This is a genomic window from Vibrio sp. 10N.261.51.F11 (assembly GCF_041471665.1).
Taxonomy (GTDB): domain Bacteria; phylum Pseudomonadota; class Gammaproteobacteria; order Enterobacterales; family Vibrionaceae; genus Vibrio; species Vibrio crassostreae_C.
Genome location: NZ_JBFROW010000034.1, coordinates 73,117 through 99,309 on the forward strand (window position 1 = coordinate 73,117; position 26,193 = coordinate 99,309).

17 protein-coding genes, 1 pseudogene and 1 riboswitch are annotated in these 26,193 nt (G+C 44.1%); of the genes and pseudogenes, 5 read left to right on the top strand and 13 right to left on the bottom strand.

Features of this window, described 5'->3' with window-relative positions:
- Positions 1-100: 100 nt before the first annotated feature.
- The 3 genes from AB4351_RS11880 to AB4351_RS11890 all read right to left on the bottom strand — a co-directional run bounded on the left by AB4351_RS11880 (position 101) and on the right by AB4351_RS11890 (position 5,023).
- Positions 101-1,663: a SpoVR family protein gene (locus AB4351_RS11880; protein ID WP_017062134.1), complete on the bottom strand. Its 1,563-nt coding sequence runs from the start codon at positions 1,661-1,663 to the stop codon at positions 101-103.
- Positions 1,664-1,674: 11 nt separating this feature from the next.
- Positions 1,675-2,946 carry a YeaH/YhbH family protein gene (locus AB4351_RS11885; RefSeq protein WP_372126103.1) on the bottom strand — a complete coding sequence of 424 codons (1,272 nt, stop codon included), beginning with the start codon at positions 2,944-2,946 and terminating at the stop codon, positions 1,675-1,677.
- A gap of 142 nt (positions 2,947-3,088) precedes the next feature.
- Positions 3,089-5,023, bottom strand: coding sequence for a PrkA family serine protein kinase (locus tag AB4351_RS11890; RefSeq protein ID WP_372126104.1), 1,935 nt, complete (start codon positions 5,021-5,023; stop codon positions 3,089-3,091).
- 379 nt (positions 5,024-5,402) lie between these two features.
- On the opposite strand from AB4351_RS11890, the pseudogene AB4351_RS11895 reads away from it, so the two are divergent.
- Positions 5,403-5,543: pseudogene (locus AB4351_RS11895) on the top strand (MipA/OmpV family protein); the annotation flags it as partial.
- A gap of 108 nt (positions 5,544-5,651) precedes the next feature.
- On the opposite strand, the gene AB4351_RS11900 reads toward AB4351_RS11895, so the two are convergent.
- The 5 genes from AB4351_RS11900 to AB4351_RS11920 all read right to left on the bottom strand — a co-directional run bounded on the left by AB4351_RS11900 (position 5,652) and on the right by AB4351_RS11920 (position 12,609).
- A complete protein-coding gene (locus AB4351_RS11900) occupies positions 5,652-6,152 on the bottom strand; it encodes a YfbU family protein (RefSeq protein WP_017070032.1) in 501 nt (166 codons plus the stop codon).
- 224 nt (positions 6,153-6,376) lie between these two features.
- Positions 6,377-7,117: a pyruvate formate lyase 1-activating protein gene (gene pflA, locus AB4351_RS11905; RefSeq protein ID WP_010437353.1), complete on the bottom strand. Its 741-nt coding sequence runs from the start codon at positions 7,115-7,117 to the stop codon at positions 6,377-6,379.
- Positions 7,118-7,281: 164 nt separating this feature from the next.
- Positions 7,282-8,283 carry a lipid A deacylase LpxR family protein gene (locus AB4351_RS11910; protein ID WP_017062129.1) on the bottom strand — a complete coding sequence of 334 codons (1,002 nt, stop codon included), beginning with the start codon at positions 8,281-8,283 and terminating at the stop codon, positions 7,282-7,284.
- A gap of 200 nt (positions 8,284-8,483) precedes the next feature.
- Positions 8,484-10,760 (bottom strand): formate C-acetyltransferase, encoded by a 2,277-nt coding sequence (gene pflB / locus AB4351_RS11915; RefSeq protein WP_102427865.1) that lies wholly within the window; start codon positions 10,758-10,760, stop codon positions 8,484-8,486.
- A 307-nt stretch (positions 10,761-11,067) separates the two neighbouring features.
- Complete coding sequence (locus tag AB4351_RS11920) at positions 11,068-12,609, bottom strand: DUF3360 family protein (RefSeq protein ID WP_372051810.1); 1,542 nt, start codon at positions 12,607-12,609, stop codon at positions 11,068-11,070.
- A 791-nt stretch (positions 12,610-13,400) separates the two neighbouring features.
- On the opposite strand from AB4351_RS11920, the gene AB4351_RS11925 reads away from it, so the two are divergent.
- The 4 genes from AB4351_RS11925 to AB4351_RS11940 all read left to right on the top strand — a co-directional run bounded on the left by AB4351_RS11925 (position 13,401) and on the right by AB4351_RS11940 (position 16,579).
- Entirely contained in the window at positions 13,401-14,171 is a 771-nt protein-coding gene (locus AB4351_RS11925; protein ID WP_004736532.1) for an ABC transporter ATP-binding protein, read from the top strand.
- A 137-nt stretch (positions 14,172-14,308) separates the two neighbouring features.
- Entirely contained in the window at positions 14,309-15,079 is a 771-nt protein-coding gene (locus AB4351_RS11930) for an ABC transporter substrate-binding protein (RefSeq protein ID WP_017062125.1), read from the top strand.
- 79 nt (positions 15,080-15,158) lie between these two features.
- The gene (locus AB4351_RS11935; protein WP_017062124.1) at positions 15,159-15,899 is read left to right on the top strand and encodes an ABC transporter permease; all 741 of its coding nucleotides are present in this window, start codon (positions 15,159-15,161) and stop codon (positions 15,897-15,899) included.
- Positions 15,900-15,901: 2 nt separating this feature from the next.
- Entirely contained in the window at positions 15,902-16,579 is a 678-nt protein-coding gene (locus tag AB4351_RS11940; RefSeq protein WP_017062123.1) for an ABC transporter permease, read from the top strand.
- 163 nt (positions 16,580-16,742) lie between these two features.
- Here AB4351_RS11940 and AB4351_RS11945 read toward each other — a convergent pair whose 3' ends face one another.
- From AB4351_RS11945 to AB4351_RS11965, 5 genes are all read right to left on the bottom strand, one after another.
- Positions 16,743-19,613: a hypothetical protein gene (locus AB4351_RS11945; RefSeq protein WP_017062122.1), complete on the bottom strand. Its 2,871-nt coding sequence runs from the start codon at positions 19,611-19,613 to the stop codon at positions 16,743-16,745.
- A 30-nt stretch (positions 19,614-19,643) separates the two neighbouring features.
- A riboswitch (cyclic di-GMP riboswitch) is annotated at positions 19,644-19,726 on the bottom strand.
- Between the two features lie 9 nt (positions 19,727-19,735).
- Positions 19,736-21,076, bottom strand: a complete 1,341-nt coding sequence (locus tag AB4351_RS11950) for an HlyD family type I secretion periplasmic adaptor subunit (RefSeq protein ID WP_017062121.1) — start codon at positions 21,074-21,076, stop codon at positions 19,736-19,738.
- On the bottom strand, positions 21,069-22,754 hold the full coding sequence (locus AB4351_RS11955; protein WP_372126108.1) for a type I secretion system permease/ATPase: 1,686 nt from the start codon (positions 22,752-22,754) through the stop codon (positions 21,069-21,071). The genes AB4351_RS11950 and AB4351_RS11955 overlap by 8 nt, the downstream gene beginning before the upstream one ends.
- A 156-nt stretch (positions 22,755-22,910) precedes the next feature.
- Positions 22,911-23,717 carry an exodeoxyribonuclease III gene (gene xthA / locus AB4351_RS11960; RefSeq protein WP_010437369.1) on the bottom strand — a complete coding sequence of 269 codons (807 nt, stop codon included), beginning with the start codon at positions 23,715-23,717 and terminating at the stop codon, positions 22,911-22,913.
- A gap of 169 nt (positions 23,718-23,886) precedes the next feature.
- Positions 23,887-25,977 carry a S9 family peptidase gene (locus AB4351_RS11965; RefSeq protein WP_372126140.1) on the bottom strand — a complete coding sequence of 697 codons (2,091 nt, stop codon included), beginning with the start codon at positions 25,975-25,977 and terminating at the stop codon, positions 23,887-23,889.
- Positions 25,978-26,193: the final 216 nt, after the last annotated feature.

The following is a 26,193-nucleotide window of genomic DNA, read 5'->3' on the forward strand; positions in this document are numbered from 1 at the left end:
GACTTATGCGCTTTTTTATTGCTCCACTTCCGAGCGGGTGACCACTATGTTGTAGGGGGAGCGGAGTTTTATACCCATAATCTACTTACTATGATGGGTATTAAATCTTGGCTCCATAGTCATTGCGTTTCGGACAAGTCGTCAGGATTTCTCGATGACCCGTGTCTTTGAGCTCTTCCAAAATCACATCAAAGCCCCACAAGCGATAGAGATGCTTCATCACTTCGTCGTAGCCTTTATCAAGCGGGATGCGGTCGTGAGGCACATATTGCAGTGTCATTGAGCGGTCACCACGAACATCGACATTAAACACCTGAATGTTTGGTTCAAGGTTACTTAGGTTGTATTGCGCCGCAAGCTTCTCACGAATCAGGCGATAGCCCGGATCATCATGAATAGCACTCACCTCAATGGTATTTTTACGGTCGTCGTCGAGTACAGAGAACAGCTTAAAGTCTCGAATGATTTTTGGAGAAAGGTATTGGCTGATGAAACTTTCATCTTTGAAGTTGTGCATCGCAAAGTGCACCGCTTCTAACCAATCACTTCCGGCTAACTCAGGGAACCACTCTCTATCTTCATCGGTTGGCTCTTCACAGATGCGTCGGATGTCTCTAAACATCGCAAAGCCAAGCGCATAAGGGTTTATCCCGCTGAAATAAGGACTGTTGTAGGCAGGTTGTGCGACGACACTGGTATGGCTGTGTAGGAATTCTAAGATGAACTTATCACTCACCAAGCCTTCGTCGTAAAGGTGGTTAAGAATGGTGTAATGCCAGAAGGTTGCCCAGCCTTCGTTCATCACTTGAGTTTGTTTTTGAGGGTAGAAGTATTGGCTCACTTTGCGAACGATGCGAACACACTCTCGTTGCCAAGGTTCAAGCAGTGGTGCGTTCTTCTCGATAAAGTAGAGAATGTTTTCTTGAGGCTCGCTAGGAAAGCGGATCTTGGTCTCTTCTTCCTTACTTTTATTTTGAGGAACGGTTCGCCATAGCTCATTCACTTGAGATTGCAGATAAGCTTCGCGTTCTTCTTGTCTTGCTGTCTCTTCTGCAATGGAAATCTTCTCAGGGCGTTTGTATCGGTCTACGCCGTAATTCATCAGTGCGTGACAAGAATCAAGGAGCTGCTCGACTTCAGCAACACCATATTTCTCTTCACAACCACTGATGTACTTCTTAGCAAACAACAAGTAATCGATGATGGAACTGGCATCAGTCCATGTTTGGAACAGGTAGTTGCCTTTAAAGAAAGAGTTGTGGCCATAACAAGCGTGAGCCATTACCAGCGCCTGCATTGTGACCGTGTTCTCTTCCATCAGGTAAGCGATACAAGGATCGGAGTTGATTACGATTTCGTATGCCAAGCCCATTTGGCCATGCTTGTAGTTTTGCTCGGTTTGAATGAATTTCTTACCAAAAGACCAGTGGTTGTAATTGATAGGCATACCAATGCTCGAGTAGGCATCCATCATCTGTTCTGAAGTAATCACTTCAATCTGGTTTGGGTAAGTATCTAAACGGTAATGCTGCGCAACACGTTTGATTTCTACGTGGTATTTCTCCAAGAGGTTGAACGTCCAATCTGGACCATCAGGCAGCATCTTGTCGTTTTTCTTTTTTGCAGCTTTGTTTTTCTCTGCAACGTTTGATTTCGCTGTCATGGCAAACTCCCTTACGCTGTCTCTTTCTGGAACAGTTCTCTAAACACAGGAAAAATATCATCCACCGTTTTAATGTTTTTCATGGCGAAGTTGTCAAAGCTACTCTCGAGTTTTTCGTATTCGTGCCAAAGTGTTTGATGAGAGCGGCGTGTAATTTCGATATAAGAGTAATACTGACAAGTTGGCAGAAGCGTGTTGACCAACAGCTCTTTACAACGAGGCGAGTCGTCAGCCCAGTTATCACCATCAGATGCTTGTGCCGCATAGATATTCCACTCATTAGCTGGGTAACGGTCTGCGACAATTTCTTTCATTAATTTCAATGCGCTAGAAACGATGGTGCCGCCCGTCTCTTGTGAGTAGAAGAACTCATGTTCGTCGACCTCTTTAGCCTGAGTATGGTGACGAATAAACACAACATCGACGTTTTCGTAGGTGCGATTTAAGAACAGATACAGAAGAACATAAAAGCGCTTCGCAATATCTTTTGTGGCCTGATCCATAGAGCCCGATACATCCATTAGACAGAACATCACGGCTTGGCTAGATGGAATAGGGCGCTTCTCGTAGTTTTTAAAACGTAAGTCGAAGGTGTCAATGAACGGCACGCTTTCAATCTTTTTACGTAACTCGGCAATCTCTTCTTTGAGGCGACCTTCCTCAAAAGGTTGTGCCGGCTCCGTCATTTTAACTTGGTCAAGCTGTTCCATCAGTAGGTTAAGCTCGCGCTTTTTACCTGCTGTCATCGCGGTTCTACGAGCCAGAGATTGCTGTAGTGAACGAACGATAGCGATGTTGGATGGAATCCCCGCGCTTTGGTAACCAGAGCGGTGAGTTTTCCATTCGGTGATTTTGTTGACCTGATTTTTCTCTAGATTAGGTAGAGCTAAATCTTCAAAGAGAATATCAAGATACTCATCTTTTGAAATTTGGAAGGTAAATTCATCTTGGCCTTCGCCATCAGGGCTTGCGTCGCCTTGGCCTTCGCCACCACCTTGACCACCACCTTTAGGGCGTTCGATTTTATCGCCAGTGATGAACTGATCATTACCTGGGTGAACGCGCTCTCTTACGCCGCCTTGACCTTGGTGAAAGTTCGGCTCTTTGATGTCTTTATGGGGAATAGTGACGTCTTCACCTGTTTCTGTATTGGTGATTGAGCGTCGGTTAACTGCATCGGCCACAGATTCTTTGATTTGCTCTTTATGGCGTCGTAAGAAACGCTGTCTATTCACAGCACTCTTATTTTTGCCATTGAGCCTCCGATCGATAAATTGTGCCATAAGAACTCCCTCTCAGCTGATGTCGCGATCCTACTTTTTATAGGTTGTAAGAGTTATTGGTTTACTAGAGCTATTCGTTTATTAGGGTATAAAGTTATTGGTTTGTACGAGCTGCTCACTTGAGCAGCTCAGTACGGTTTGGTTATGAGGATTTACGAACTCTTAGGTACCACTCAGATAGCAGTCTCACTTGCTTCTCGGTGTAGCCTTTTTCCATCATACGAGCAACGAAGTCGTCATGTTTTTTCTGATCATCCGTTGAGGTCTTAGCATTGAACGAAATAACAGGAAGTAGCTCTTCTGTGTTAGAGAACATTTTCTTCTCAATCACAGTGCGCAGTTTCTCGTAGCTCGTCCACACTGGGTTTTGACCGTTATTGTTGGCTTTGGCACGAAGCACAAAGTTCACAATCTCATTTCGGAAGTCTTTAGGGTTACTGATACCGGCTGTCTTCTCGATTTTCTCTAGTTCACCATTCAGAGAAGCACGGTCAAATAGTTGGCCTGTTTCTGGGTCGCGGTACTCTTGGTCTTGAATCCAGAAATCTGCGTAGGTGACATAGCGGTCGAAGATATTCTGACCGTACTCAGAGTAAGACTCTAGATAAGCGGTTTGAATTTCTTTACCGATGAACTCTACGTAGCGTGGCACTAGGTATCCTTTCAAGAACTCTAGGTACTTCTCGGCGGTCTCTTGAGGGAACTGCTCCCGTTCGATTTGCTGCTCAATAACGTAGAACAGGTGCACTGGGTTCGCGGCCACTTCGGCTTGGTCGAAGTTAAACACACGAGACAGGATCTTAAAGGCGAAACGCGTTGATAGCCCAGACATGCCTTCGTCAACGCCAGCATAATCTCGGTACTCTTGGTAGCTCTTCGCTTTTGGATCGGTGTCTTTTAGAGTCTCACCATCGTAAACACGCATCTTAGAGAATAGAGATGAGTTTTCAGGCTCTTTTAGTCTCGAAAGAATGCTGAATTGCGATAGCAGATCGAGTGTGCTTGGTGAGCAAGGCGCTTGGGATAGCTCACTGTGCTCAAGCAGTTTCTTGTAGATCTTAACTTCTTCAGACACACGCAGACAGTAAGGGACTTTTACAATGTACACACGGTCGAGGAATGCTTCGTTGTTTTTGTTGTTACGGAAGGTCTGCCACTCAGATTCGTTCGAGTGAGCGAGAATCATACCGTCAAATGGCAGTGCAGAAAGCCCTTCGGTACCGTTGAAGTTACCTTCTTGTGTTGCCGTAAGTAGAGGGTGTAATACTTTGATTGGCGCTTTGAACATCTCCACGAATTCCATCACACCTTGGTTGGCTTTACAAAGCGCACCAGAGTAGCTGTAGGCATCAGGATCATCTTGAGAGAAGTGTTCAAGTTTACGAATATCAACTTTACCAACCAGAGACGAGATATCTTGGTTGTTTTCATCACCTGGCTCCGTTTTCGCGATCGCAACTTGATCGAGAATAGAAGGGCGCAGTTTGATGACTTTGAATTTGGAAATATCACCGCCAAAATCGTGTAGACGTTTCGCTGCCCACGGAGACATAATTGAGCGAAGATAGCGTTTCTCAATGCCATATTCGTTCTTCAATAAGTCGCCGTCTTCGTTAACGTCGAATAGACAGAATGGGTGATCGTTTACTGGGCTTCGTTCACCGTCAGCAGACAATATATAGATTGGTAGTTTCTGCATCAGGGCTTTGAGTTTTTCAGCGAGAGAAGATTTACCACCGCCCACAGGGCCAAGTAGGTAAAGGATTTGTTTACGTTCTTCTAAACCTTGCGCAGCATGTTTTAAGTAAGAAACAATCTGTTCAATCGCATCTTCCATACCGTAGAAATCTTTAAATTCGCTGTAGCGTGAGATGACACGGTTCGAGAAAATACGACTCAGTTGAGGGTCTTGAGCAGTGTCAATAACCTCTGGTTCGCCAATGGCTAGTAATAAGCGCTCGGCAGCATTAGCGTAAGCACTTTTATCGTCTTTACACAGCCCTAAGAACTCCTGCAATGTCAGCTCTTCTTCCTTGGCTGCTTCATAACGTGATTGATAGTGGTCAAAGATACTCATAGTCACATTCCCCTTGTTAACCAGTCAAAACTGACGAGCGATTGAAAAATAGGCTCTCCCTACATTTTAAGGTTAGACCCGCTTCCACAATTTTGCTTAACAATTATGTATTTATTTACAATTTTGCGTGTGAAAAACGTGGCGAGCGCAATAGGCAACTTGAGGCGCGTAGAATCAAATTATTTTACATTCGAGGGGATCTGGCCGTTTGTTTTGAGATTTTAGGTCGCTTAACAATACTCAAAATGGATTTATGTGCATTAGATGTATAACTGGGCTCTATTGATTTTTGGAATGGAGTACCATATAATGCGCGAAGTTATCAAAAATTGCTCAATAAATAGGTAGATGTAGTGAAGAATAATGGGTTCAAAATAGTGGCTATCTGCATGTTACGCCAAATGTTCGAGTAACTGGTGGCGTTCGTTATACCAACCTTGAAGGTGATATAGAGAATAGCCCAATACTTGAAAGTGGTATCAACATGGCCGCGAACGTTGGTGTTGCTTACGTTTTCTAGTTGCTTTGGTTTTTCTCTTTGTGTGCGAACATTAAAAAAAGGGTTACTCATGATGAGTAACCCTTTTTCTTGAAACTTTTTAAAAGTTATCGCTGATCTATTAACGAATTAAGCGCTAAAGATTTGAGATAGCTCTGTCGCACATAGGTGGTACTGACGAGGGCAGTTGCGCCATGTTGTTAGCATGCGACGGTACTTCTCTAGCATTGGCATCTGGCTATTGAAGTGGTGATCGGCTTTGTCGAATTGAGGGTAAAGACCTTCAGAATCAACAAGGAAACGCACGTAGTGTACGATCTGCGCTTCAGAAGCGATATCAAAACCTAAGAACTGCAGGCGACGTTGGTCTACTTCAGCACGCTCTTGTTCTGCAAGCATTTTGTTCGACTCTTGCATTGCATGGTACATCTCCATGATGTCGATAATTTCGCGACATTCTGCTTCAGTCAAACAACCAAACTCTTTGTTAAGTTCACGCATTTGGAGTTCGTAACCACGTTCTACAATCGTTTGTAGACGCTGGTATTTCGCCGAGTTCTCAGGGTTCATTTGAGACATTAGGTAGTATTGATTTGATAGAATTAGACGCTGAGCATTGGTCATTTCCATGGGATGAGCCTCACTAAAAAACTAAATGTTATATTCTTTTGTTGCAGTAAGAGTAACAGCATTCCTACGCGTGGAAACATGATCTCAACACGGATTTAATATGATTTTTTTAATTGATAAACAAAAGTTGTAAAGAAAAGTGAAAGGATAGTTAGCGCTAGAAAAGAAAACGCCCCAATCGAAATTGAGGCGTTTAAAATAGAGGTTGAGCATCGTCTGCAGTATTAGTATTTTACGTTTGAATGATACTGGCTAAGAACAGCAACAATCTCATCCATTTTCTCTTTGCTTGGCGGATTTGTACCTTCAAGAGGGTAGTCAAAACCAAGTGCTTCCCACTTATGTGCACCCAGCTTATGGTATGGAAGCAGCTCTACTTTCTCGATGTTATCCATGTCTTTGATGAATTCACCTAGCAGATGAGCATCTTCAGGCGTGTCCGTGTAGCCAGGGACAATCACATAACGAATCCACGTCTTCTTACCGATTTTGTGTAGGTAGCGCGCAAAATCCAGAGTACGTCTGTTTGATACACCAATGAAATCGTGGTGAATCTCATCTCGCATGTGCTTAAGATCGAGCATCACTAGATCAGAGGCTTCTAGTACTTCGTCAACCACTTCAGTGTGCTTACGAATGTAGCCATTAGTATCAAGACAAGTGTGGATGCCTTCAGCTTGAGCTGCGCGGAAAAAATCACGAACAAACTCAGGTTGTAGCATCGCTTCACCACCAGAACAGGTGATACCACCGCCCGATGCTTTCATGAAATGACGGTATGATTTTGCTTCGTTGATGATCTCTTCGACCGTTACTTCCTTTCCGTCATGAAGATCCCATGTATCACGGTTATGACAGTACATACAACGCATTAAGCAGCCTTGAAGAAACACAATAAAGCGGATACCAGGGCCATCGACAGTACCACAAGATTCGAATGAGTGAATGCGACCAGTTGTAGACATGAGCTATTCTCGTAGAGGAATTTATACCGTTTATTTTATTACAAAAACGGTACATAAAATAGGGTCAAATGGTAACGAGACCTTTAAAAATAAAGGCAACCACCTGTGAAGATGATTGCCTTTATTAAACTTGAAAAGTAAAGGACGAAAGCCCTTACTGGTGGCTAGAAGAAAGCAAACATTGTGATACCGCCAGTGGTGTACACTGACTCTTTCGCTTCTTCGTAATCCGGTGTTTTTGCGGTTAGCGCGAAAGAGGCACCAACGTATCGGTTATACCAAGCGACACCCAATACAGCAGTTGCTTGAATGTTCTCTAAAGTCACATCGTAGATCGCTGGATCTTCGTTGTTTTTATTAGCGTACTCATCAACACCTGAGCGATCGCCTTCGATAGTCAGGTCGTTGAATCGGTAGCGACCTTCGAGGCCTGCATAGGTAAACCAACCAGCGTTTGATGCGCCGATCATGCCCGGTTTGAATGGGTTTTCTGTGGTGATGTTAGCTGCACCAAAGTTACCGCCTAAGTCTGTACCCCAACGAAACATGAAGCCCGTTGAAATGTCACTTCTAAAGTTACCGACGTTGATTTCAGAAACGTTAGAGATTTCGTAGTCAGTATTCGCAAGAGCTTGATTACGCATTAGGTTGAAATGGCTTAGGTAACCAACGCTTCCCGCCCATTCATCATCGACTTGGTATTCCCAACCCATCGGCTCATCCGACTTAGTGATTGAGTGAACCAGCTTTTGAGCATCTTCAGACAGTGCACGTTCGCCCGTAGTACCAAACGTGATATTAAAACGCTGGGCTTGCTGTGGGTTTAAGCTGATGTAATTGAATTCAGTGTGAAGGTAACCTGCGTATGGGCGATCATTAGGCGATGGCGTTTCTAACTCAATGTCAGAAGGCGTATACATCTTGTGGCCAATGGTGATTTCCCACTTGTCTAGAGAGCTTGCGCCCCAGTAGGAAAGACTCAATGGTTTTACCCAGTTATATGGCGTAATACTTGATGATGTGTAACCCAGAAATAAGCCGTTGGTATAGTCTTGGTCGACACCAAAAATACCATCATTATCTAAAGCAAAAGTTAACGTAGAACGCTCAGAGGCTAAAGATGAGAAAGAGAGAAGAATCAGGGGTAAACAACGCAGGTATTTCATGGAGCAGTTACTCTTAAATTATGAACCGCGATATTACCGTAATTTGACAGAATTTGTGGAAAAAAAGTGAATGGCAGGGTGCTTTTTTGCTCAACCTAACATTTCGCGGGATAGGTGAGTGTAGTGCGATTTATTTCAGATATAAAAAAGCCCCGCACATTGGCGAGGCTAATATTATTTACTGTCTATTGAGCGTGAGCTTATAGAGACTCAGTAAATGTACGTGCGATTACGTCAGCTTGTTGCTCTGCAGTTAGAGAGTTAAAGCGAACAGCGTAACCAGATACACGGATTGTTAGCTGAGGGTATTTCTCAGGGTGCTTAACTGCGTCTTCAAGAGTTTCGCGGTTAAGAACGTTAACGTTAAGGTGTTGACCACCTTCAATGCCAGCTTCGTGGTGGAAGTAACCATCCATTAGGCCTGCAAGGTTAGCACGTTGGCTGTCTTGTTCTTTACCTAGTGCGTTTGGCACGATAGAGAACGTGTAAGAGATACCATCTTGTGCGTCAGCAAACGGTAGTTTACCTACAGACGTTAGTGATGCTACAGCACCTTTCTCATCACGACCGTGCATTGGGTTTGCACCAGGAGCGAAAGGAGCGCCAGCACGACGACCGTCTGGAGTGTTACCAGTTTTCTTACCGTATACAACGTTAGACGTGATAGTAAGAACTGACTGTGTAGGGATAGAGTTACGGTAAGTCTTAAGCTTACGGATCTTGTTCATGAACGTAGAAACTAGTTCACAAGCAATATCATCTACACGAGAGTCGTTGTTACCGTATTTAGGGTAATCGCCTTCGATTTCGAAGTCAGTTGCGATGCCATCTTCGTCACGGATTGGTTTAACAGTCGCGAACTTGATTGCAGATAGTGAGTCAGCTGCAACAGATAGACCAGCGATACCACAAGCCATAGTACGACGAACGTCACGGTCATGAAGAGCCATTAGAGACGCTTCGTAGCTGTACTTGTCGTGCATGTAGTGAATGCTGTTTAGTGCAGTCACGTATTGCTTAGCTAACCAGTCCATGAATGTGTCTAGGCGACCCATTACGTCATCGTAGTTAAGAACTTCGTCAGTGATCTTGTCTGAAACAGGACCAACTTGCATCTTAAGTTTCTCGTCCACACCGCCGTTGATTGCGTAAAGCATTGTTTTCGCAAGGTTAGCACGAGCACCGAAGAACTGCATTTGCTTACCAACGATCATTGGAGATACACAACAAGCGATAGCGTAATCATCAGACTCTAGGTCAGGACGCATTAGGTCATCATTTTCGTACTGGATAGAAGAAGTATCGATAGATACCTTCGCACAGAAACGCTTGAAGCCGTCAGGTAGTTGCTCAGACCAAAGAACAGTGATGTTTGGCTCTGGAGAAGGACCCATAGTGTATAGAGAGTTTAGGAAACGGAAGTTCGAACGCGTTACTAGCGTACGACCGTCGATACCCATACCACCCATAGACTCTGTTGCCCAGATTGGGTCGCCAGAGAACAGCTCATCGTACTCAGGAGTACGTAGGAAACGAACCATACGCAGTTTCATTACGAAGTGGTCGATCATTTCTTGTGCTTGTTCTTCAGTGATCTTGCCAGCAGCGATATCACGCTCGATGTAGATGTCTAGGAAAGTCGAAGTACGACCTAGAGACATTGCAGCACCGTTTTGAGATTTAACAGCAGCTAGGTAGCCGAAGTAAGTCCACTGGATAGCTTCTTGAGCTGTTTGAGCTGGCTCAGAGATATCGAAACCGTATTTCTCAGCCATTTGCTTGATTTGACCTAGAGCACGATGTTGCTCAGAGATCTCTTCACGCAATTGCATTGTTGCAGAAAGATCTTCGCCGTTCTCGAAACGCTCTTGTAGAGAAGCGAATTGAGCCGCTTTGTCTTTCATTAGGAAATCAATACCGTAAAGTGCAACACGACGGTAGTCACCAATGATACGACCACGGCCGTAAGCATCAGGAAGACCAGTCAGAACACCAGACTTACGACATTTTAGGATATCAGGAGTGTAGATATCGAAAACGCCAGCATTGTGTGTTTTGCGGTATTCTGAGTAGATTTTTGAAACCATTGGGTCAAGAGTTTCACCGTATGCTTTACAAGAACCTTCAACCATACGCACACCACCGTTAGGGATGATTGCACGTTTTAGTGGCTTCTCAGTTTGTAGACCAACGATAGTCTCAAGATCTTTCTCAATGTAACCTGCATCGTGAGCAGTAATGGTAGAGATAACAGAAGTATCGAAATCTACAGGTGCTTTAGTTGCGTTTTCCTGTTTGATACCTTCCATTACCGAAGACCAAAGCTTGTTAGTTGCTTCAGTACCCTCAGAAACTAGGAAAGACTCGTCGCCTTCATACGGCGTGTAGTTCTTTTGAATGAAATCACGAACGTTTACTTCGCTTTGCCACTCACCTGCAGCAAAATCTTCCCAAGCTTTAGCAAATTGCTCTGCCATGACATACCTACCTTTTTAGTAGAAAAAATACGTACATTAACACTGTTGAGCCAGCGCCCCTCGTAAGGGTAGTACACTCTTATTAATAACAATATATATGAGCATATAAGCATCATATGGTTATATATATTGTCACTACCTTTTATATGTTGTCTTTACTCTATGTATTCAAGACTACGCTAAAAAATTTCTGCAAACCTTAAACTAAATCAATAAATGCCAAAAAAAGTTGAAAAAATTTGAGTGGCAGGGGTTGCCACCCAAACTTTTTTTTAATCCTAATACTACTTTTGTGTAGTAAGGACTATTATAGCCAAGCTTTTAGACCATACTGACCTTCTAGCATACCAACTGCAAGCATTGCCACTAGACAGATAACTAAAACGCCAACAGGGATAACAATCTTATCTACAAATGATAGACGCTTTGCACGCTCTTTATCACCAATTAGACCATTATTATCAAGAAGCATAGTTAGTGCCCATGCTAATACTGGGTTAACAACCGCTGAACCAAAGATACAGATACCAGCCGCTTGAGAATCTTTTGAATCCTTAACCATTTGCATACCTGCTTCAAGTAGAGGTAGAGATACACCTACAAGTAGCGCAACACGCATCACTGGTGGCCATACTGCTACGTCCATCGGGAAACCAAGAATCGCAACAATAATACATAGAGAACCAAGCAAGATTGCGCCGCCAGGGATTGGACGTTTCGCGATTGCTGCTGGGATCATGTAAGTACCCCAAGAAGATGTGATGTTACCACCACCAACTGCAGTACCTACCATTTGACGAACAGAACACATAGTCATTGTGTCATCAACATCCATCAGAACTTTTTCAGAGCGTTTAGGGTAGTTCAGTTCTTGGAAGATACGGTGACCTAGGAAGTCAGGAGACCACATTGCTACAGCAAGGATTGCAAATGGTAGAGATGCGATGAAGTGTTCAACGTTTGGCAAGCCAAGCATCCAACCTTCTGAAGTAGAACCCCACCAGTAAACTGGGTTTAGGTTTGGAATACCCATTTCAGTTTCGAATACGATGTCGAAACCAGCACCTAGAACTAATGCAATAGCAAGGCCTGTGAATGCACAAACAGGGATAGCTAACCAACGCTTGTTCACTTTTGCTAAGAAAGCGTAGATAGCAATAGTAATAGCAAGAACGATTAAACCAACGTAACCCATGCTGCCCGCTTCAACGGTAGAAGATTGAAGACCAACCGCCCACTCTTGAATTGAGTTGATTTGGCTCATGGTACCGGTTAAGCCTAAGAATATGAGCAAGCCACCTGCTGTACCTTCAGAAGTTAGGTTAACAAGTTTAGATCCGCCTTTTAGGAAACTTAGGATGAGACCGAACACACCGATCAGGATGGCCAATGCAAGAGGGTGAGCACCAGCGAGAGCGATGGTACCGATAAGAGGGATCATTGGGCCGTGGTTGCCGGCAAGGTTTGCTTTAGGGTTAAAGAAACCAGAAGCAAGGATACAAAACAGTAGTGCAGGAATAAGCATTTCTACACGAGCGACTTCAATTGCGAAGTCTTTACCTAGGTTTACGTGATCCCAAGCTTGAGTTAGGCCATCAGCCCACGACATCATTACTGCAGAGTACATCGCAATGATACCAATAGTACCAGCAAGTGCAGGAACAAGATCTTCAAGTTCAAAGCGGAAGTCACGACCTGGAAGGTTTAAACCGAAGCGGCGAGGCTTCATGATTTGAAGTTCGTGATCTAGATAATCTGAGCGGCTCTCAAATTCAGAAGCAGGACGGTGTAGCTCTTTATAGCTTTTCTCTTCTACTTCAGAGTTCGCATTATTGACAACGTCTGACATAGATTCCTCATATTTTTTGTTAGTAATTCTAAAATTGAATTCTATAAGTTCGCGTAATTGCGTTATTTCTTAGTTATAACTCATTAACATTATGTTGCACGGTTTTGCTGTGCTTTATGCAGCTAAGTTAAAAGAAATGTTTGGCATTTTTAATGCCTTATTCTTTGCTGAGGAGTCTAACAAGCTTACCCTTTAGGGTGATTGATCTTGATCACTTTATGAGTATATGTGAAAGAAAGCTACAAAACGCAGCGATTCATTAACTTCCCATTGATGAATCGTGTAATTAGTTTTCACAAATTGACGTTTACCTATCTTCTTCGAGCCTTTGTCGTCATGGCTCGAGTTCAATACTCAATTCTTACTGAGTTATTTCACTATTACTTGCTTCCCAACTGTTCCGAGTGAAATGCTTACAATGTAATAACCTTAAAATAATTGTGCCTTACGGTGTGTATGTAGTGTTGAGCGTGCAGATTATATTTTGCAGATCTCGGCGTATCTAAGTTCACAAAACTTGTTTTTCTTGTGAGACATCAAGCTACGTGAATCTCATTTTGATTAACTTTATTTAAACAATGTAAGGGGTGTAATTGCAGCTTATTGATAGAACTCATTCATTAAATTGAGGCGAAAACGCTACCTTTTGCATAATAAGTCAGAGTGAATCGCTATTTATGCCCATTTATCAGGTTAATAATTTGTTGCATGTTGTTTCGTGTGGTGCTAGTTTGTATCGCATGAAAAGGTCGGAGTACCTTGCATTTTCACAAACTTGGGAGAGAAAGCGCATGAAAGATGTACCAGCGCTGGACATAAAGGATCTACACAAAACGTTTGGTCAAAATGAAGTTTTAAAGGGAATTTCACTTTCTGCGCATAAAGGCGATGTAGTATCGATTATCGGATCTTCAGGGTCGGGTAAGAGTACTTTCCTTAGATGTATCAATCTTTTAGAGACACCTACTGCAGGCGAGATTTGGGTTAATGGCGAATTAATTCAAATGAAAAACAACCGCCAAGGTGTTTCTGTTCCTGCCAATGAAAAACAAGTACAGCGAATCCGCTCTCGTCTGGCGATGGTTTTTCAGGGTTTCAATCTGTGGTCTCACCTGACCGTTCTTGAAAATGTTATCGAAGCGCCTGTTCACGTCTTAGGTGTACCTAAAGCACAAGCGATTGAAAATGCAGAGCTACTACTGAAGAAAGTCGGCCTGTATGAGCGTAAAGATTACTACCCGGGTCATTTGTCTGGCGGCCAACAACAGCGTGCTGCTATTGCGCGAGCGCTAGCGGTTGATCCGGAAGTTATGCTGTTTGATGAACCTACATCGGCATTAGACCCTGAGTTAGTAGGCGAAGTGCTTGGTGTAATGCGAGATCTAGCAGAAGAAGGAAGAACCATGCTTGTGGTAACACATGAAATGGCTTTTGCTCGTGACGTATCAAACCATGTGATGTTCCTGCACCAAGGTCTAGTGGAAGAACAGGGCGATCCAGCTAAACTGTTTACGGAACCTGAATCTGAACGTTTACAACAATTTATCTCATCGATTTACTAATCAGAATTGAAACGCCGTTGCCAACGGTAAACAGCGACGGTGTGAACAATAAAACACAACAAGTAAGTTAATAAGCAACAACAAACACAATATTAAAACTAGCAAAACATAAAAACCTAAATCACAGGAGTAGGGATATGAAAAAGTGGTTATTAGTCGCGGCACTTGCTGCAACTGCTGCAACGGGCGTAGCTCAAGCAAAAGAATGGAAAACAGTACGCTTTGGTATTGAAGGTGCTTACCCTCCATTTAGCTGGACAGAAGCTGACGGGTCACTGAAAGGCTTCGATGTCGATATGGCTAACGCACTTTGTACTGAAATGCAGGTGCAGTGTAAGATCGTTGCACAAGACTGGGATGGTATCATTCCTTCTCTACTTGCTCGTAAATATGATGCGATCATCGCGGCAATGTCTATCACGGAAGAGCGTAAGAAAAAAATCGACTTCACTGGTAAATACGCACTTATCCCAAACAAGTTCATCGCTAAGAAAGGTGCAGGCCTTAACTTTGATGATCTAAGCGGTCAAAAGATTGCAGTTCAACGTGCAACAACTCACGATAAATACCTAACAGACAACTACGGCGATACAGTAGAGATCGTTCGTTACGGTTCATTCGACGAAGCTTACCTTGATCTAGCAAACGGTCGTGTTGCTGCTGTACTAGGTGATGCATCTGCTCTAGAAGAAGGCGTGCTGAACAAAGCTGGTGGTGAAGACTACGAGTTTGTTGGCCCCTCTCTAACGGATCCTAAGTGGTTCGGTGAAGGTATGGGTATTGCTGTTCGTAAGCAAGACAAAGATCTGACTAAGCAATTAGATGCGGCAATCCTTTCACTACGTGAAAAAGGCATCTACCAAGATATCGCGGCTAAATACTTCAACTACGACGTATACGGTCAGTAATCTTTAGCGTCAATTCTTAAGGGAGAGGTTCTCCTCTCCCTGTCTTACCAACTTTTTCGCAGTTCTGTTGGAATCCATTATGTTTGATTTACAAGGATATGAAGCGTCGATCCTGAAAGGGGCGGTGCTCACAATCGAAGTTGCCTTGCTGTCGCTAATTTTAGCTATGGTTCTTGGTATGCTAGGTGCCTTAGCAAAACTCGCGCCTTATCGCTGGGCTCGTGCTATTGCAACCCTCTACACAACCGTCATTCGAGGCATTCCAGATCTCGTACTGATGATGCTGATTTTCTTTGGTGGACAAATCCTTTTAAACAACAGTTTGTATTCCATCAACGAGTGGCTCAACGAGTGGTTTGCATCCAGTGATCCTAACCACGAATGGACCGCTTACTTACCTGATTATATTGATGTCAGCCCATTTGTTGCTGGTGTCTTAACCATAGGCTTTATTTTCGGTGCCTATATGGCAGAAACGTTCCGTGGTGCCATCATGGCTGTCGACAGCGGTGAAATGGAAGCGGCAAAAGCTTATGGTATGAGCCCTGTAAAGGCGTTTCACCGCATACTGCTACCGCAGATGATTCGTCACGCATTACCGGGTTTTGGGAATAACTGGCTGGTATTACTTAAAACCACTGCGCTGGTTTCGATTATTGGCCTAGAAGACATGGTACGTGTTAGTGCACTGGCGGCGGGTTCAACCAAAATGCCATTCACTTTCTACATGACTGTGGCGATTATCTTCTTATTCTTCACCAGTGTTTCAACGGGCTTACTTAAGCTGGTTGAACGTAAATTCAGTATCCACGCGAGGTAGTTATGGACTTTTCATTGATAATTGAAAGCCTGCCGATTTACCTTGGTGGTTTATGGACAACGGCTTGGATGGTTTGCGTTGCTTTGATCATTGGCTTATTCGTCGCCATACCACTAGCTATCGCTCGTAACAGTCCAAATATGCTGATTAATGCTCCGGCTTGGTCATTTATCTATTTCTTCCGTGGTACGCCATTACTGGTTCAGCTGTACCTGATTTACTACGGTATGGACCAATTCTTCCCAGTGAAAGACACATTATGGGAAAACGCGTGGTTCTGTGCTTTGGTGGCATTCATTCTTAACACGTCAGCTTATACTGCTGAGATCATTCGCGGTGCGATTAATGGCTTACCGAAAGGTGAAGTGGAAGCAGCAAAAGCTTACGGCATGAGCACACCTAAGACTTACCGTCGTATCATCTTACCAAGTGCTCTACGTCGTGCATTACCGGCTTACAGTAACGAAGTTATCTTCATGCTTCACGGCTCTGCGGTAGCGGGTATCGTAACCATTATGGACTTAACCGGTGCAGCACGTTTGGTTAACTCACGTTACTACGCTCCATTCGAGTCTTTCCTAACGGCAGGTCTGTTCTACATGGCACTAACGTTCATCATCATCGCGATTTTCAAATTCGCAGAGAAGCGTTTCCTTGCTTATCTAAGACCCCTTAGCTAATTGCACGGTATTCACACAGTTAACAAAACGGCGCTCATTGAGCGCCGTTCTTATTTAGGGTTTGTATAGGAATTAGTTGAGTAGCTCTTTGAAGCAAAAAGGACTTATTACACAAGCAATAAGTCCTTTAACTTTGTTTCTGATTTACTAGTTCAAAAAGCAATTAAACTTCATTAACGCCAATGAAATCACCATCAAAGGATGCATCAGTGTAGATGATGACTTCTTTGCCTCCTTTGGTGAAGCTATAAGCGGTAATCGTTTCAGTTCCATCGAGTCCAAGTTTATCTTGCATATCTTGGTCTAGCGTCACTGATGTTGCGGTTTGGTATTGGAATCCTTGAAGATGACTTGCGTCGATATCTTCAATTCCTAAAGCAAAGAATTCAGCAACTTGGTCGTCGTTCTTTGCTCTATTACCATCAAGGTCATGGTTTTGATTGAAGGTTTTACCTAGAGAAATAGTCAGTTTGTCATTAGCTGAGTCTCCCCCTATGACTGCTTCAAACCCATTGATGTTTGACCCCTTCGACATGTCGATATCGACACCACCAGGGTCATTGGCGACCAGTACATCGAACCCTTTACCACCATGAATTAGAGTATCCTCTGCATCAAAGGCTACTGTATCGTTGCCTTTACCAGCACGGATTTCGTCTGCACCACCACCACCAATGATGATGTCATCGCCTTTACCGCCTTTGATATGGTCGATTCCGTCTCCGCCATCAAGCCAATCATCGCCTTTACCACCAAACAATTGCTCTGGTTGGTCGTCGATTTCAACGGTGGTTACCACATCATCGAAGTCACCATCACCGCCAGGGTTGTCATTCCAGAACTGATTTCCGAGTTCTGTACCCGGATTGAAGTTGTTAATGCCGCTAACATCTAAGGTAAGGTTGCCGTTACTACCGACTAAATCTTGTACGCCCAGCAAGAAGGGGTGGTCACTATTGTTAGAGCTGGTCGCTTGTTGAGTGTTTAAGTCAATTGCGATACTTTCGCCTGAGACGAAACCGTCATTCCCGCCATCTGGGATAATGAAGAACCCGAGCGTATCAACGCAATCATCACAGTGCCCCAAATCGAGACTAAAGCTGTTGCCAGCTTCAGAGTTTGGAAGGTGATCTTTCACATTCCCCCAAATGACTTCAGCGTTTACATTGCCTTCACTGTCTTTTGTGAAGTAACCAAACGAATTTTCGAAGCCCGCTTCGGTGCCTTCCATAGTGACGTCAATAGTCCCTCTGAAGCTACTTACATCGTAGTAACCCGTCTCAGGATCGAGTTCAGGTATGCCACCTTTGGCGTTGTCACCACCAAGAATGACATCGTCCCCACGACCACCGCGCAATATATCGGTTCCGTCACCCGTTAGGCCATCGGTGGTAACAGAAGTGACGTAGTAGTCACTTGAATCGGCATTAGCGTTTCCGTTTTTGTCAAATGCAGGACCAACGGCAGTAAACTGAAGTTCATCAAAGGCTTTAAAGCCAGTGTCATCAGGACCGATGTTTAGATAACCGCTGTTGTTATTGCCATCCGCTAAATCGCTCGCAATGAAATCGCCCTCAGCGACCAGAATACCTTCCCGATATGCTGCCCAATGGCCTGCCTCATCTACGCCATTGTCGCCTTCATTTAAGTAGAGGTTGGAAATGCCGACTTTAGCAATCATTGTATGTTCGTCTAAGCTGACGGAAAACATCTCTGATGCACCTTCACCGGTAACGCCGTCGTAGCTGAAGCCAATTTGAGCAAGCACGCCAGCCTCTGCTGCGCCATCTACCCCATAACCTGTACCGCCAGAGCTTGCATTACCTGTATCAACGGTGCCGACAGAACCATCAGCGTTGTAGGCGGTTGAATTTGCTGATAGGTCGACGGATGTCGTTGGATCTGCTAATTCAAACTCGCCGGTTCCTTCGTTAAACGACAGCGCTTCAAAGTTATCGCCGATAATTACGTCATTCCCTTTACCGCCTCGAATCAAATCGTTCCCAGCAGCGCCTTCATTTGCAGCGTCTGGCCCGTTATCACCGATTAGCACATCGTTATGCAGTACTTGCTTCAATGACACATTGTCAATCAGAGCCCCAAAGGTATCTTCTGCACCGTCGGCAATAAAATTGAGTGAGTAATTTCCTGAAGAGAGATCGACATCTTCGCTAAACAGATCCCAATCATCATCTACGCCGTCAATGTCTTGGAAAGACTTCTCGAATACAACGTCGGTGCCCGCCATTATTTGGACTGTGAAAGGAGCGGTGGTACTATCGCCTCCTTTATTACGGAAAGCGTAGGAAAAATCGAGTTGATATATACCGTCGTCATCGACCGTAAATGTTTGGGAGACGGTTGAATTTGAATTCGCGCCATGCGAGTCTAATTCTAGGAAGTGACCACTGGCGATATCAGTCCCGTAACCATCAGCTGGGACACCGCCATGCAGTTGTTCTTGAATCTCGATACTGCCAACCTCGGCGTTCCATGCACCGGCGCTTGGCGCTGTTCCCCATGTATTGCCAAGGTCAAAATCTTCAAAATCACCATCGCTGATTAGGTTTTCGCCAAATTCTGCACCAGCGCCTCTGTCACCATAAATAATGTCATTGTTCGCACCGCCTTCAACATAATCATCACCGGCACCTGCAACCACAATGTCGTCAACACACTCTTCTCCTAGCGCTTCTAAATCTTTATCGCGTGCCGCGCTTAAATCGCGGTTAACGCCGGCTTCATCACCAGCATTGAGCGAATGATTCCAAGCTTCAACCACATCGTTTCCGGCACCTGCTTTAATTGTGTCCGATCCACGTCCAGCAGCGATAAAGTCATCGCCGCTGCCGGCATGCACAATGTCGTCGCCTTTACCGGCTCGTACTTCGAGGTTATCGCCGCTGAGGTTAGAAAGGTCATTGTTGACATCTCTAGATTCTGGGGTGGGGAGGTTAGGACCATCTACTAGTATATTGGTATCATTGCTACCATTACTTTTCAGTCCTGCTGCTGTATTGGTTACTTCTGCCATCGTTTTTTCCTCATATATCATTCGATACATAGAGGCAGCCCAGCCATCTCGCTTCATCCTTGAGATCTGCGGCTTTCCGTCCTCACCTCACGATGAGTTTGGCTTTTTCTTCTCGCGCTTGGTTAAATTTCTCTCATTGCCTTATAGGCGCTCACAGAGAGTGGATTGAGTAGATACTCGAGCGGTGTTTGTTGCTCAAGTAAAATCATCACTTCTGCGGGCATGCCCGGATACAATGAGATGTTTTCTAATGCTTCTAGCTCAGACTTATCTAACGATACTCTCGCTAAGTAAGCAGAAGATCCTGTGGCTTGATCGCTAATGCGGTCAGCCGAAATATGGACTAACTTTCCACGAATCGGTGGTGTTTTACGGAAACTGTATGCGGTCAGTCTTACTTGGGTATCCAACCCAATTCGTAAGGCTTCAATGTCTTCTGGCTTGACTAACGCTTCTACAATCAACTCGTCATTTTGCGGAACCAATTCCATTAAGGTTTCACCGGGTGGAACAATGGCATTTTCGGAGACCACATTAAGTCCAACCACCACACCACTTTGAGGTGCTCTTATTTCAACCCGGGTAAGAATATCTTGAGCATTGACCATAGCTTCTCTGGTTTCATTCAGCTTTCGTTCTAAATCTTGTATCTCTTCGCCGAGCGTTTTGGCGTAAGTATAATCCGCGTTGATCAGCTCTAATTTCGCTTCGGCGATGGTGCGCTTGGCGTGTCCGATTCTAGCTTTGAGGTCAGCAACGTTACCTTGTAATTGAGAGCGTTCTCGCTGTAAATCCAATAAGCGAGATTTGGATGTGTTACCGGAAACAAGCAAATCTTGGTGCATTTGTACCTGTTCTTCTAAATACTTCAGGCTTCGATTTCCGGCTAAGAATCGTTGTTGGAAGCCTTGCAGATCAAGTTTTGATTGCTCGACTTTTTGCTGTAACACATCGGATTCACCGGATTTTAACGATTGTCTTTTGCTGAAAAGTTTACTCTGCGTATCAAGTAAGCTTGATACGTTTGGGTCACTCATAAGGGAGAGTAATCTCATATCAAATTGAATTTCTTGATGACTCGCTAACTCTGATTGTAAGCGGTTCAGCCGCGCTAAATCACTTTGCCACTGAGCTCTTAGCCTTAGAAGCGATGCTTGAGCTTGTGTGTGACTTAACGTGATGAGCAGTTCGTCTTTTTGAACATGGTCGCCGTCAGAAACATGGACGATTTCTACAATCCCGCCTTCTAAGTGCTGAATGGGTTTTCGCTTTGATTCTACGATAATCACGCCTGGCGCAATGGCAGCAGAAGAAAGCGGGGCTAGGTATGCCCAAGCAGCAAAGCCACCAAGAGTAGTCACAAGAACTACCCAGATGAACACCTGTATTTTGAATGTAGAAAAGATCAGTTTTCTACCATCGTCGAAGTGAATACCTTTATCGTCATGATGAATACTAGCCATTCGACACCTCCGAGGAAGCGACATTGAAGAGCGACCGGACAACTTTACTCGCTTCGCCTGCTTGCGTTATCTGGCCGTTTTTCAATTCAACAACCCAATCGACATGTCTGAGTAAGCTTGGGTTATGCGTTACCATCACGACAGAAATGGATTTCTCTTTCGCCAATTGTAATAGCGAAACAAGAAACTCTTCGCCTTCTTTGTCGAGATGGGAATCAGGCTCATCAAGCACGAGTAGCTTAGGTGAGAAAACCAATGCTCTTGCGATGGCAAGTTTCTGGGCTTGTCCACCAGATAACTGATGACCAAAAGAACCGATAATCGTTTCATATCCATTCGGTAAGGCGACAACAGCATCATGCACACCGGCTTGAATAGCGGATCTGACGATTTGGCTATCCGTAACGTTGGAATCAAATCGGGCGATATTTTGTTTGACAGTGCCATGTAAAAAGTCGATGTGCTGAGGAACATAACCGACGGTGTGTTTGAACTGATTCAGATTCCACAACTCAACATTGAGTCCATCGATAGAAATGCCACCTTTTGAGGGCGATATGCCGTTAGTGATCATTTTGCAGATGGAAGACTTACCTGACCCGCTAGGGCCTATCAATGCGACTCGATTTCCTGATTCCAGTCTTAGCTTCAAACCATTAAGAGTCGGCTTGTTAAGTTTTTCAGACGCGAACCATGTGACGTTGTCGATGACCAGATCACCTTTAATTGTTTCCAACTCGGTTCGCTCGGTATGTTTAGTATGAGAAGCAAATTCCTTAGCTAAGCGTTTGTTTGCATCCAAACCAGTTTTCCATGCTTGAATACCACTAGAGAGCATCTCAATTGGCTGGAGTGCTCTCGCCATTAGGATTGAACCCGCAATCATTCCACCAGCAGACATGGCATTTTGAATGACTAGACTTGCTCCGACAGCCATGATGATGAGTTGAAGGACCATACGTATGTAACGAGAAAATGCACTCAGTGAACAGGTGGCTTGATCTAAATGGCTTCGAGACCAGCTCTTCTCCGCCAATATTTCTTGGTAGGTCTGACTTAAACCTTGTTGTTGATGTTGGCTAAAGATCGTGGCGTGTTTTTGAAAGCACTCGTCGTTTTTTCTTTGTGTTGCGAGCTGGCTTAAGTAAGTGGTTTTAAAGTGCTTAGATTTAACCCAATGAGAAAACAATGTTGTCATGAGAATAAAAACAACGGCACCCACACCGACTAATCCTATATATGGATGAATCGCAAACATAATAATAAGAAAAAGGGGAGTGAATGGCAGATCAAACATGACAAAGTAGGCTGGAGAAGAGAGTAGGCTCTTTACCTCACTTATATCGTTGAACAGATGTTTTTCTTTTGATTTCGATGAGAAGGAGGTTTGTTCAAATAGCTGCTGAGACGCGATAAATTCAAATTTGATCGCTTTCTTTTGTGCATACTTGGCTCTAGACGCGTCAAGGAACGCTTGGGCTGTAAGTAGGAACACAGCAATGAAAGCCAAGAATAGAAGCGTATCTAAACTTTGACTTGAGAGGACTCGATCAAACACTTGAAGGCTGAATAAGGGAACGACTAACATCAATACGCTGATCGCTCCGCTGACCACCATCATCGGAAGTAAACTACGCAGATTAATTGGATTTATACCGGCCCAAGGCTTTGCGTCCATACAAAACTCTCTCCATTGGTTGTCCAAATAGTATAGATGGGCAGTGGCGAGAATGTGAACTATCTCAAGCTTTTTGAGTGGATTTGAGCTAAGTAAAAAAAATGCACAAGCTAAACAAAAGCTTGTGCATTTTTGATTTGAAATTTAATTTGGATTTTATTTAAACGTCGACCAAATCGGAGCGTGATCTGACGGTTTTTCAATGCCGCGTAGCTCGTAATCGATGCCAGCTTCAGTACACTTATCGGCAAGCTTTTGAGTCGCTAGGACTACATCAATACGCAGGCCGCGGTTGTCTACGAAGCCTTTTGAGCGGTAATCAAACCACGAGTATTGATCATTCACTTCAGGGTGCAGCAAGCGGAAGCTGTCTACAAAGCCCCAATCCATCAATGTTTTCAACCATTCGCGCTCTTCTGGTTGGAAAGAACATTTACCAGTTTTTAACCAACGTTTCGCATTAGGTTCACCAATGCCGATGTCTGCGTCGATAGGGCTGATATTAATGTCGCCCATCACAATCACTTGCTCATCTTTGTTGTGATAATCGTTTAAGTAAGTCATTAAGTCTTTATAGAACTGGCGTTTGTACGGGTATTTTGTTTCATGCTTGATGTTATCCCCTTGAGGGAAGTAGCCATTTAGCACGGTAACCTTTTCACCATTTTCATCTTCAAACGTCGCCATGATCATGCGTTTTTGATGGTCTTCATTATCTGTTGGGAAACCCTTCTGCACAGAAATAGGCTCTTGCTTACACAACATTGCCACACCGTAGTGGGCTTTTTGACCGTGGAAGTAAACCTTATAGCCCATTGCTTCAACATCAGCAATTGGGAAGGCTTCATCGTGCACTTTTATCTCTTGCAGACCAATCACGTCGGGTTGGTGTTTGTCGATAATAGCTTGCAGTTGGTGAAGGCGGGCTCTAAGACCGTTGATGTTGAAGCTAATTACTTTCATTTGTTTTTATACCTCTCGTAAACCTTTGTCACTGCTTGTTTTTAAAGGTTTTTGATTTGGTGGATTTCATGGTTCATCGTATTTAACCATGCTTAATAATTTCTGTCGCCACTTTGTAGAGACAAAATGGCGACATTAAATGATGTGAATACTTACAGTTACGTAGAATCTATTGAGTCTTAAGTAAATCCAAAAAGAACGCGTATTCAAGTGCGTCTTCTTTTAATCGTTTAAATCGGCCAGAAGCGCCACCGTGACCGGCTTCCATATCGGTTTTGAACAGCAATACGTTGTTGTCTGTTTTCATTTCACGCAGCTTCGCAACCCATTTCATTGGCTCAAAGTACTGCACCTGTGAGTCATGCAGGCCTGTCGTTACCAACATGTTCGGGTAGTTTTGTACCTTAATGTTGTCGTACGGTGAGTACCCCAGCATGTAATCGTAGTAGGCTTTATCGTTCGGGTTACCCCATTCGTCATACTCATTGGTGGTTAGAGGAATCGATTCATCGAGCATGGTTGTCACAATGTCTACAAACGGAACATGTGCACCAATACCACGGTACAGTTCTGGTGCTTGGTTGATGATTGCTCCCATCAATAGACCGCCAGCAGACCCCCCAACGGCGAACACTTTATCTTTCGCGCCGTAGCCTTCTTCAACAAGCTCTTTGGTTACATCAATAAAGTCGTTGAACGTGTTTTGTTTGGTCAGTTTTTTGCCATCTTCATACCAAGGGCGACCAAGCATTTCTGAACCGCGGACATGTGCGATGGCATAAACAAAACCTCTATCCAGTAGGCTTAGGCGAGTTGAGCTGAAGGTAGGTTCAATCGTAGAGCCGTAAGACCCATAGCCGTATTGGTAGATTGGGTTAGTGCCGTCTTTCTTAAATAAGTCTTTACGATAAACCAAAGAGACAGGAACTTGCTTACCATCGCGAGCCGTAATCATGATTCGCTCTGATTGGTAGTTATCCGCTTCGAAATCACCTAATACGGGTGTTTGCTTCATGAGCTCGGATTCACCTGTACTTAGGTCGAAATCATAGTAAGTACCTGGCGTGGTTAAGCTGCTGTAATAGATACGAACTTTTGCGTTATCTAATTCATAGTTACTCGTTAGGTAAGCGGCAAATGCGGTGTCGTTAAATTCAAGTGGAAACTCGTGGCCTGTTGAGAGTTGGCGAACTTTCACTGTAGACAAGCCATCCGCGCGTTGCTCGTAGACAAGATGGTCATCAAACAACTCGAAATCTACAAGCTGAGTATTATCGTCTGCTGGGATGACATCGACCCATTTTGAGCGATCATGCATCTCTTCAGCTGTGACTTTCATTAAACGGAAATTGACCGCTTGGTAGTTGGTGTAGATGTAATACCAATCACCTAGCTTAGCGATGCTGTACTCTATGCCGGTCTCTTTTGGGTAGAAAGCCTCAGCTGTAGCCTTTGGGTTGTTGGCATCGATGACTGAGACACCGCTGGTTTCTGTGCTCGAATGCCAAATGTAGACCTGTTCTCCATCTTTGCTTTTACTCAAAGAGGTGTAGTAAGCGCTATCGGCTTCTTCGTAGATTAACTGATCGCTTGCCTGAGCTGTGCCTAACACGTGGCGGTAAACTTGATAACCCAGCAATGTTTGTGGATTTTTTTTGATGTAGTAGAAGGCTTGGTTGTCGTTTTGCCACGCGATAGCACTTGAAGCGCCTTCAATTTCATCTTTTAGGTATTCACCTGTTGTGAGGTCTTTGATCTTGATGGTGTAAATGCGGCGGCTTAGCGTATCTTCGCCATAGGCCAACAAGTTTTCGTCTGGGCTGATCGTTAAGCCACCAATACTGAAGAATTCATGCTCTTTTGCTAGCTCGTTTACATCTAAGATGACTTGCTTGTCTGTGCCTAAAAAGTTTTTTTCACGCAGGTGAACTGGGTATTCGTTGTCGCCTGTGACCTTATTCGAGTAGTAGTAACTGCCTTTGCGAACCGGTACCGAATTGTCGTCTTTCGCGATTCGGCCTTTAATCTCTTCAAATAATTGTTTTTGTGCTGCTTCTGTATGTTTCAACACCGTATCTGCGTACTGATTCTCTTGCTCAAGTTGTTGCAATATCTCTGGATCTTGGCGTGCATCATCGCGCATCCAATAGTAATCATCGATTCGGATTTCACCATGAATCGTCATTGCGTGAGGGACTTTCTTAGCAACGGGTGCTTGGGTTTGCTGAGCGACGAGCTGTGATTGAGAGTAGTGGTTCATGGTTGAGATTCCTTGATTGCTGCATCCGGCGACAAGCGCTATTGATACGGCTAATGTGGTTAAAGCGATACGCATCTGTATATCCTTAGTGTGTACCTTACTCGTTTTAATGCCAGCATCCTTTGTTGTGAGAGTTCAGGTACGTTGGTGTTCTTCCAGTGATATTATTTATAATTGGATTCTGGATATGCACCTTCATCGTAAGTGTCTGTTATT